The organism is Desulfuromonas sp. TF, from assembly GCF_000472285.1.
In the GTDB taxonomy this organism is placed as follows: domain Bacteria; phylum Desulfobacterota; class Desulfuromonadia; order Desulfuromonadales; family ATBO01; genus ATBO01.
Genome location: NZ_KI421424.1, coordinates 297,587 through 298,136 on the forward strand (window position 1 = coordinate 297,587; position 550 = coordinate 298,136).

The following is a 550-nucleotide window of genomic DNA, read 5'->3' on the forward strand; positions in this document are numbered from 1 at the left end:
AGCCGAACTCGACGGAGCCCCTGCCGCCTTCAAGTCCGTCGACGCCAAGGGCAAGGAGATGGCCGGCAAGAAGTTCACCCTCCAGGTCGCTCCCGAGGACTGCACCGGCTGCGGCGCCTGCGTCCACAACTGCCCCGCCAAAAGCAAGGAAGACCCCAACCACAAGGCCATCAACATGACCTTCCAGGCCCCCCTGCGCGAGCAGGAAGCCAAAAACTGGGACTTCTTCCTCGGCCTCTCCGACACCGATCCGGCGCTGGTCAACCGCGCCAGCCTCAAGGGCAGCCAGCTGCTTCCGCCGATGTTCGAGTTCTCCGGCGCCTGCGCCGGCTGCGGCGAGACCCCCTTCGTCAAGCTGTGCTCCCAGCTCTTCGGCGACCGCATGCTCGTGGCCAACGCCACCGGCTGCTCCTCCATCTACGGCGGGAATCTCCCCACCACCCCCTGGACCACCCGCAAGGACGGACTGGGACCGGCGTGGAGCAACTCCCTGTTCGAAGACAACGCCGAGTTCGGCTTCGGCATGCGCCTGGCCGTCGACAAGAGCACC

At 66.5% G+C, this 550-nt stretch carries 1 protein-coding gene; it reads left to right on the forward strand.

Annotated elements, in window-relative coordinates:
• On the forward strand, positions 1–550 hold a 550-nt coding region (locus DTF_RS27390; RefSeq protein ID WP_226989406.1), incomplete at both ends, for a 4Fe-4S binding protein.